The sequence below is a fragment of the Arcicella sp. GW458-12-2-14-TSB2 genome (genome assembly GCF_059423785.1).
The window spans coordinates 21,059-31,228 of the sequence record NZ_JBWKYN010000053.1 but is presented as its reverse complement, the minus strand read 5'-3'; the positions used below and the strand labels follow the sequence as shown (position 1 = coordinate 31,228).

6 protein-coding genes are annotated in these 10,170 nt (G+C 36.2%); all 6 read left to right on the top strand.

Annotated features, from left to right (window positions below; all coding sequences use genetic code 11):
- The first annotated feature begins 254 nt into the window (after window positions 1-254).
- Window positions 255-1,343, top strand: coding sequence for a ligand-binding sensor domain-containing protein (locus tag AC07XN_RS09860; protein WP_494742920.1), 1,089 nt, complete (start codon window positions 255-257; stop codon window positions 1,341-1,343).
- A 578-nt stretch (window positions 1,344-1,921) separates the two neighbouring features.
- Entirely contained in the window at window positions 1,922-2,269 is a 348-nt protein-coding gene (locus tag AC07XN_RS09855; RefSeq protein ID WP_494742919.1) for a hypothetical protein, read from the top strand.
- A gap of 430 nt (window positions 2,270-2,699) precedes the next feature.
- Window positions 2,700-3,308, top strand: coding sequence for an RNA polymerase sigma factor (locus AC07XN_RS09850; RefSeq protein WP_494742918.1), 609 nt, complete (start codon window positions 2,700-2,702; stop codon window positions 3,306-3,308).
- 116 nt (window positions 3,309-3,424) lie between these two features.
- Entirely contained in the window at window positions 3,425-4,519 is a 1,095-nt protein-coding gene (locus AC07XN_RS09845; RefSeq protein WP_494742917.1) for a FecR family protein, read from the top strand.
- A 517-nt stretch (window positions 4,520-5,036) separates the two neighbouring features.
- Window positions 5,037-8,393, top strand: coding sequence for a TonB-dependent receptor (locus tag AC07XN_RS09840; protein ID WP_309923231.1), 3,357 nt, complete (start codon window positions 5,037-5,039; stop codon window positions 8,391-8,393).
- Window positions 8,394-8,431: 38 nt separating this feature from the next.
- Window positions 8,432-10,066: a RagB/SusD family nutrient uptake outer membrane protein gene (locus AC07XN_RS09835; protein WP_494742916.1), complete on the top strand. Its 1,635-nt coding sequence runs from the start codon at window positions 8,432-8,434 to the stop codon at window positions 10,064-10,066.
- The last annotated feature ends 104 nt before the right edge of the window (window positions 10,067-10,170 follow it).

Sequence of the window (10,170 nt, the reverse complement as noted above, 5' to 3'; positions counted from 1 at the left end):
CGGTAACCCTTGCGGTTACCGTATTGTGGCTAGAAGCCTTATAATAGTCGTCACTCGCTTGAAGCGAGCGACTGCGGGCGTTGTGAGTCATTTTAAAAGACCAGCCAAACAGATTTTAGTAACACAAATTATATAACCAAAATGAGCTAAATGCTAAGGATAATTAATGTTTTCTTTTCCATTGCCCGTGTCCACACGGGCAATTTTTAGTTTAACATTCAATCAAAATTCTAAACAGTAAAAAAACTATGATTATGACATTGAACAAAATATTACTTTTTAGCTTTTTGATGATTTTTACTTCTTGTCACGGGCAAGAAAAAGCTAACACGCTCAAAGCCCCAACTGTTTCCAAACCAAGTCCAAGAGTGATAAAAAACTTTAATTCAGCGGCTTTAGCGCCTGATTTTGACACTACTTTAGTGAGTCAATACATCCGAAGTATTTTTGAAGACTCGAAAGGAAATTTATGGTTTGGCACCCTTGGCGAAGGCGTAGTGAGGTATGATAAAAAAACCTTAACCTATTTTTCTAATCCTGATGGTTTTAAGAACAATACTGTTTTTGCCATTAATGAAGATAAAAATGGCAATATGTGGTTTGGCACTGACGAAGGAGTATATAAATATGATTCCAGACAGGTAGTTGGTAAAAGATTTAGAAATTATCATCAAAAAGATGGACTACAGCATATTAATATAAGTAGGAAAAGTATTCTTGTTGACAAATCGGGGACAGTTTGGGTAGGTACACACGGCGGAGTTTATCAATATAATCCAACAGCAGATAGTTTGAGTACTCAATGTTTTTCGTTATTTCCTTTGCTTCCCTCTATCAATGTTGCGGGCATTATGGAGGACAAGGATGGAAATATTTGGTTTGCTTCGTCTGATAAAGGTGTGTTTCGCTATGATGGAAAAACGATTGTAAATTTCAACGAAAAAGAAGGTTTGGGCGATAACTATGCAGGAGGTATCGCTCAAGACAAATTGGGCAATATGTGGTTTACCATGAAAAATGGTATTTGTAAATTTGATGGCAAAACTTTTACAGAATATACTCCCAAAGACGGCTTAGGAGGCACAGAGTTTTGGGGAATAATTATAGAACAGTCGGGTATCGTTTGGATTACAGCACGTGGCAGTACTACCAGATTTGACCCATCAGTTCCTTTATCAAATTCCAAAGCATTTACTGTATTTACACCTGCTAACGGTTTAAATTGTTGTGTCCAAAGTATGTTTCAGGATAAATCTGGAAATATGTGGTGGGGTACAGGGCAAGGACTTTTTAGGTTTAACGGCACTGAATTTTATCAAGTGAAGCAGAATGGTCCTTGGTAGTATTTACAAAATGGGAGATAAGATAGAATTGAAAGAAAATATTGTTAATATAGGACGCAGTCCGCAGTCGCTCGCTTCAAGCGAGTGACGACTATTACAAGGCTTCCAGCCGAATTTATTTTATAAAAGTAAAGTGCATTTTAATAAAGTAGCGGTAACCCTTGCGGTTACCGTATTGTGGCTAGAAGCCTTATAATAGTCGTCACTCGCTTGAAGCGAGCGACTGCGGTCTTTTCACTCGTTGGAAACGAGTGACTGCACATGAAAAATCCCTCTTATGAAAATAGGAGGGAGTTTTTGTTTTACCCTATCCCTAAACAGGATTAATCCCATATAAAATTTATTTATTCCAAAAAACAAAACTAGGGTTTACCCTAAGGTTTCTTATTTTAAGAAGAAGTAAATTTGTTGCACAATTTTGTTGCATTGATTCTTAGGCATAAATATTAATCAGCCGATTGTCTTTACAAAACCAAAAAATTGATTCACTCTCATTTTTAAATTCTTTATGAAACGTAGAAATTTTATTCAAACTACAGGTTTGTCTCTGGCATCAGTCATTGTCAGTGATAGACTTTTTGCTACAAGAAGCCTCTGGTGAAACCTACATCATTGGCTGTAATACCATTAGTCATTTATCAGCAGGACTTTTTGAATTGAACAGCATTGGCGATGATACCTCTGGTAAGGAATGGGACAGAACACGCAAAATGGGCGTAAATACTTTGGCTTTCAGAGGCGTTCAGCAGGGTGTTTTTTATGCAGCCGATGGCGACTGCGTAGGGTTGACCAATCAGGTTGCTTGGGAAAAAAATAAGCAATGGATGCAACTAGTAGCTAAAAGTGGTACTCCTTTGTTTATTTCTGCTCAACCAGAAGCAACGGGAACAATCCAGAAAGCCTTTATCAAGGAAAGTTTTAGATAGGCATCGCAAAAATTACCAGTAGGCGAACCCCTAGACTGGCAACAAAACCCGTTACCTACAAAATGGAAGCTGAATGGAAAAAATGAGCATTTTAATTGAGATTAAAACTTATTAATAATCAAAGCATAACAACATCATCCCTACAACAGTGTTCAGTAGCACACAGAACACTGTTTAAGAGACTAAAACACTACCTAGGAATAAAATTTTTGATTGAAAATAATAGTAACCAGAGCCAAAGAATTTTATTTTTTGGCTCTATTATTTTTACGGCTTCTCTAAAAAACCTCTGTTTTTGGATAATTATATAAAAAAATGATAATTTTATCAGTATATTTTAATATTTATTCCTTATTGTTTGTGTCAGCAAGACACGATGAGCTTTTTGATAAAGTATTAATACATAGCTTTTAATAAAAATTAATACGCGTTGGCAATCAAACCCCTCCATAACGATGATTTAGCCCTTTGGCAAACCTTCAAAAAAGGTGATAAGAAGGCCTTTGCTAAAATTTATCAGCTTTATGCCAAGCCTTTGCTAAATTATGGCATTACCCTCAAGATTTCCACAAACCTTACGGTGGTGGAAGATTGTATCCAAGATATTTTTTTAGAGCTGTGGCAAAGTAAAGAGAATCTTTCTGATACCGATTCGATAAAGTTTTATTTGTTTCGCTCGCTCAAAAACAAGTTGATGCGGACAGTAAAGTATGACTTCACTAAACATGCTGATGAAATAGAAGAGAATCTGGAAGCATTGTTTGAAGCATCTTTTGAGGGATTGATGATTGAAGAAGAAAATCAAAAAGAACAATTAGAAAGACTTGAAAAAGCCTTCGGACAATTATCTCAACGCCAGCGAGAAGTCATTAATTTAAAATACTATCATCAGTTCTCGAATGCCCAAATCGCAGAAATGATGGAGCTTAATTATGCCTCTGTAGGCAATCTTATCCAAAAAGCATTGTATGCTTTACGCCAGTCTATTCACTTCCCTGCACATTTTCTGCTGTTTATTTTCAATTTCTTCATTAGATAAATCATTGATTTATTTGTACTTAGCTACTTGCTGAAAATTAAATGTAAAAATTTGTACAAAAAATAGGATATATTTTTGTTGTCCTTGTCATTCTATAATTAACTCACTCATATACTATGAATTACTCTGAATTCGATACCATAGATTTTGTAAAAGACGATTTTTTTTGTCGATGGGTACAAAATCCTGATAAACATACTAATGAATTTTGGCAAGATTTTCTGCAAGAGAACCCTGAAAAAAAAGCCATGATAATGGAGGCAAAATCTATGATAAAAACGCTTGCCTCTATTCAAAATACCTCCATCGATGAAGATGCGTCAGTCGCCAAAATATGGCAAGGTGTAGAGTCAGAAATGGAGGTTTCAGAAACCCCGAATAATTGGGGAAGATATCTTTGGCAGTTGGCGGCGTCTGTCATCTTATTAATTGGTTTGGGCTGGTGGATGAATTACCAAAAAGAGGCTGATAAAATATTTGATATTCCACAATTATCAGCCCGTAATGATGGTGCAGAGTTTGTCGAAAAAGAAAATACGGCTGACCAACCTATGCATGTGATGATGACTGACGGGTCGGAAATAGTATTGGAAAAAAACGCAAGAATTAGGTATCCAAAAGTTTTTGAAGCAGATAAAAGAGAGGTGTTTTTGGTAGGCGAGGCTTTTTTTGAGGTAACAAAAAATCCTAAAAGACCTTTTTTGATTTATACCAAAAAATTAATTACAAGAGTATTAGGTACGAGTTTTACCATCAAAGCAAACCCCGAAACAGAGGAGGAAAGAGTAGTCGTAAAAACAGGGAGGGTTTCGGTTGTTTCGCAGTTAGAATCTAATACAATTGAAAAAGGCGTTCATTTTTCAGAAGCAAATGGTATTGTGGTTACTCCCAATCAAGAGGCTATTTACTTATCATCCAACGCCAAATTGATGAAGAAAATAGTTCCTACACCAACCATCCTGACTACAGCCTTACAAAAGCAAGTATTTATCTACAAGAATGCCTCGCTGGCCAAAGTATTTGTCGATTTAGAAAAGGCTTATGGCATTAAAATAATTTATGATGAAAACCTTTTTGAAGAATGTACTATCAACGGGAATCTATCAGACGAAACCATGTTTGATAAACTAAACAGTATTGCCAAAATTACAGGAATAGATTACCAAGTAGTTGATGCACAAATAATTGTATCTGGAAAAGGTTGTGAATGATAGCTTACTAATAGATAACTTGTTTAGGACTTTTAAATAACTAAGAAACAATTAGTTAATAATATTCATATGCTATTTTATTTAGAGATTCTATATTTTTTACAATTAACTGTTTAATAATATTCGTGTGCTATTTTCTGAAATTCCACTGTTTGAGCGAAGCGAGTTTGGAATTTCTTGACTTTCTTTTGTTACTTTTCTTGTGTCAAGACAAGAAAAGTAAGGACTTTGAAATAAGTAAAAACTTTAAAATAAATAAGGACTTTGAGATAAGAAGATTTGCTTTTTTACTAACTAAATTTAATAATATTCTTAAATACTCTAACTCAAAAAATATCTCAATTATGAAAAAACGCATTACCAACTCCTCCTAAAAAAAAGAAAAGCCGATAAATGTTCTCAGCATTTATCGACTTGATACCATTCCCTTTTAGACGCGAATCAAGCACTTCCTTAGGAAGAAGTGTTAGGGAATATTTTTGCCAATTTTTCCAAAACAACAAAAACAGTACAATTTATGAAAAAAAATCTATTAACGTTAGCAACGTTGCTATCCATTATGAAAATTTCAGCTGGACAGATATTAATTGCTATTGTCTTCACTACATTATCGTATGCGAGTGAGGTAAGCGGACAAGATATACTGCAACAAAAGATAACTGTGCGTATCGAAGAAAAAGGATTGTCGGAAGCACTTTCAGCGTTAGAAAATGCTGCGAAAATCAACTTTTTCTATAGCCCAAAGAATATTAGTGCTAAACGAAAAATTAGTATTGTGGCTAAGAACCGTGAATTAAGAGATGTCTTAAAAGAACTATTTACGCCACTAAGCATCAGTTATGAGATTCAGGGCGAACGTATTCTGTTAAAGAAGAGTAATGTCAGCATCGAAAAAAACGACCAAAGTCTTGAACCTCAATTGGAGCTTCAAGAACAAAACATAACGGGAACCGTAACCGATGAAAAAGGAGAGCCTTTAGTGGGAGTAAGCATTACGATAAAAGGAACAACCAGAGGAGGAGTAACGGATGAAAAAGGTAAATTTAATATCAGCGTCCCCGATAATAATAGTATTCTGGTTTTCTCATTTATTGGGTATAAAAAACGTGAAGTATTAGTAGGAAAGACTTCCGACATGAAAGTTCAATTGGTTGTAGAGCAACTCAATTTGGATGAAGTTGTAGTAGTAGGATATGGTACTCAGAAAAAAGTAAATTTAACAGGCTCTGTCTCAACAGTATCATCAAAGGAAATTGCAGATAGACCCATCACGCAATCATCCCAAGCTTTAGCAGGTTTAGCCACTGGCGTTTCAGTGTCGCAGGGTTCTGGACAGCCCGGTAATAATGGTGCTAGCATTACTATTAGAGGGATAGGGTCGTATGGTGCAGGCGGTGGCCCTTTAATTTTGGTTGATGGTTTGGCAACTTCTATTAATGATGTTGACCCCAATAATATTAAAAGTATCTCTGTTTTAAAAGATGCCGCTTCGGCTGCAATGTATGGTAGTAGGGCCGCCAACGGAGTAATATTGATTGAAACAAAGCGAGGAGAAAATGGAAAAATGCAGGTTAGTTACAACAGCTATGCTGGCTGGCAAAAACCTACTCAGCTTCCTGACTTTGTTGAATCGTGGGAGTTTGCCAAACTTAGAAATGAAGCAAATGTGAATGCTGGTGCGGGTTTGTCTTATACAGATGCTGAAATTGAAAAATTTAGAAATGGGTCAGATCCAGACAATTATCCGAATGTCCCTCACCTTAAAAACCTACTAACTTCAGGTAATGGCTTTCAGACCAACCATAATATAAGTTTTATGGGTGGAAATGATAAAACACGTTATTTATTGTCGCTAGGGTATCTTCAACAAGATGGTATAGTCGCTAAAAATGGTTATTCAAAATACAATTTCCTATTAAATACAGATAGTAAAATTAAAGATAACCTTACGTTAAAGGTAAGCCTATCAGGATATACTTCAGAAAACCATTCGCCTAGACACTATGAAGGAGGAATGAACCACATGATTAATTTTGCTGTGCGTGAAGCACCTATTTTTGCAGGAAAAAAATCTGATGGAACCTATGGGTATCAAGACAATTACAGTCCAGAGGCTTGGATGTCTAGTGAATCTTTTTACAAAGGTACCAACAAATATTTTTTAGGTAGCACCGAAATTGCGTGGGAGTTATTCAAAGGTTTTACGTTGAGTGGAAAGGTTGGGTATAACTATTGGAGTTACTATAATAAAGATTATGCCTCAGATTTTGTATTTAATGCTTTCAAGACGGTTGGTCCTAATAATTTAAGTATATCAACAGGCCAAGGGCAACAATTAACCCTTCAATCGCTTGCTACATATACCAAGCAAATAAACAAGCATTCCTTCACAGTATTAGGTGGTGTGTCTCAGGAACAATATGACGACCTAGGGATGTCGGCTTATCGGAAAGATTTTCCTACCAATACCTTGTATGAACTAAATGCAGGTTCGGCTACAGGGATGAGCAATTCAGGTTCAGCCTCAGCTTGGTCGATGCGTTCTTTTTTCAGTAGGGTTAATTATATCTATAACGACCGATATTTATTTGAAGCAAATATACGCTCAGATGCTACCTCACGTTTTCCCGAAAAAGGTAGATGGGGCTATTTTCCTTCATTTTCAGCAGGTTGGATAATTTCTGAAGAAGATTTTTTGAAAAATGTACTTTGGTTAGACAATCTAAAGGTAAGAGCAAGTTGGGGTAAATTGGGTAACCAGAATGTTGGTACCTACCCTTATCAAAATATTGTTTCTTTAGGGCAGAACTATTCTATTGGTGGCGTATTGGCTTCTGGTGCTGCCAGTAGCAGACTTAGTAATGCAGATATTACTTGGGAAACCACCACTACCACTGATATTGGAATAGATGCAAGTTTATGGAAAGGCAAGCTAGATTTTACCTTTGGAGTCTTCAAAAAACAAACTTCGGGTGTGCTTTATAGCATAGCAAGTTCAGCTACTTTAGGGCTTAGTACATCTCCAGTAAACATTGGTGGGGTAGAGAATACAGGTTTTGAGGCAAGTCTAAACTACCGAACAAACATTGGGAAATTTAAACTAGGAGTATCACCTAATTTTACGATTGTCAATAACAAAGTAACTGAGTTAGCCAATGGTCTACAGCAAAATATCGGTGCCAATCTATTTGTAGGACAGCCACTAGGGGTAACTTATGGGTATATAGCCGATGGGTTATTTAAAGATGCTAATGATGTGGCTACTTATCCAAAACAGCCCTATTCAGCAGAGCCTGGTTTTATAAGATTCAAAGATATTAGTGGCCCTGATGGTGTGCCTGATGGCAAGGTAGATGCTACTTATGATAGAACTTTTATAGGCAATACCGTTCCTAAATATAATTTTGGACTTACCCTTACAGCCAATTATAAAGGATTTGATTTGTCAGTATTAATTCAAGGACTTGCAGGATGGAAAAAGCAGATGAATAACTATCAAGCGTTTGCTTTCTTTAATGGAGGACAAATACAGAGATGGCAAGTAGAAAATCGTTGGACTACTGAAAACCCTAATCCAAATGCGCTGTATCCAAAGTTAACAAGCCTAAACGAGGGTAGTGGTATTATTCAATCATCTACTTACTGGAACAGAGATGCAAGTTTTGCAAGACTCAAAAACCTACAAGTAGGCTATAGTTTCAGTAATAAATTGATAGAACAAATGAAGATAAGTAGGCTCAGAATATATTTTAGTGGACAAAACCTCCTTTCAATTAATTCATATTACCAAGGTTGGGACCCTGAAATGGCACAAAACGGTGGATTCTATCCGCTCACAAGTGTTTATACCTTTGGTGTAAATGTATCATTCTAAATTATTCTGACATATTTTTTACTAAACAATTGAAAGACATGAAATTCAATCATATATATACAACATTGCCCCCTTTCAAAATAGGATTGCTCTTTTTACTTTTCTTTTCCATTTCGGCTTGTAAGAATGATTATTTTGATAAACAGCCACTTGATTCCATTTCAGATGGAACTTTCTGGAAAACAGAAAAGGATGCTAATCTGGCCTTAGTTGGATGTTACAACATTGGGGCAGGGTGGTCTGGTGAGGATTTTTGGAATGCACGTGCAGTACTTTACCTTGATTTAATGGCTGGACTAGGTTCTGAAAAAGAACTAATTCCCGATCATGTTACCGATGGTACATTAAATGCTTCGTATTGGGTAACAAGCAGTATTTGGTCTAATACGTATAGTAAAATTGCTAAATGCAATAATTTTTTAGACCACATAGACGCAATCCCTTTTGATCAAACCAAGAAAAATATACTAAAATCAGAAGTACGTACTTTACGAGCCTATTCTTTATTCAATCTGGCATTGTACTTTGGCGACATCCCTTTGCCTAAACATTTACTGACGGTAACCGAAGCTAATTCAATAACCAGAACTGCTAAAGCCGAAGTATGGTCATTTGTTGAAAATGAATTAAAGGAAAGTGCTTCGATGTTGCCAGCTACTCGTCCTAGTAGCGAAATGGGGCGTATTACCGCGGGTGCTGCTTTGGCGATTCTGGGTAGAGTACAAATGGCTGAAAAGAAATGGAGTGATGCGGCGGCAACGTATAAAAAAATCTTGGATAGCGGAGTTTATTCGATAGAACAGGGTGGTTTTAAAAAGTTGTTTATTCAAACAGGAGAGAGTAGTAATGAGATTATTTTGGCTTCACAATATCACGAGGATACTTATTCACACGTAATGTTGCAATATCTTTATCCAGAAAGTTATGGAGGATGGCATCAGTTCTCTCCTTATAACGAATTAGTACAATCTTATGAATGTATTGATGGTAAAACCGTTGAGGAATCTCCCTTGTATAATCCGAATTCCCCATACGATAATCGTGACCCTAGGCTCGACCAAACGATAATGATATCCGACCGTACCGTATTTAAAGGGGTTAAGTATGTTTCAAGACCAGAATCTAATTCGCCTGATAGAATGAGTAGATACAATTGGAGTGGCTATTGTATTAATAAATACATGGATTCTACGTTTGCAGGAAACCTGATGAATTATGGCGGTAACTTTACGTTGATTCGCTATGCAGAGGTACTTTTAAGCTATCTTGAATCAAAGTTGGAAGCGGGAGAGGCTATTAATCAAACATTATTAGATGCCACAATCAATAAGGTTAGGGGTAGAGCTACTGTCAATATGCCTCCAGTAACCGTTACAGATGCTAATTTATTAAGAACAATAATAAGAAGAGAACGCAAAGTAGAATTGGCATTTGAGGGTATTCATTATTATGATATACTGAGATGGGGTACTGCTGCAACGGAGCTAAACCGACAGTTTACAGGGATGAAACTTACTAATTCACCAGCTACTTATAAGGATTATCCCGTAGATGCTCAGGGCTTTTTATTGTATCAAAAGAGGGCTTTCATCGCTGGAAAAAATGAATTATGGCCAATTCCTCAATCTGAAAGAGACATTAATAAAGCCTTAACTCAAAATCCTGGATATTGATATTGCTTAAGGTTATATCCTTAAAATGTCTTAGCAAATGAAAAATTAACTTTTCATTTGCTAAGACATTTTAAAAAATAAAAAATGCTCTATTGAGCTACAAC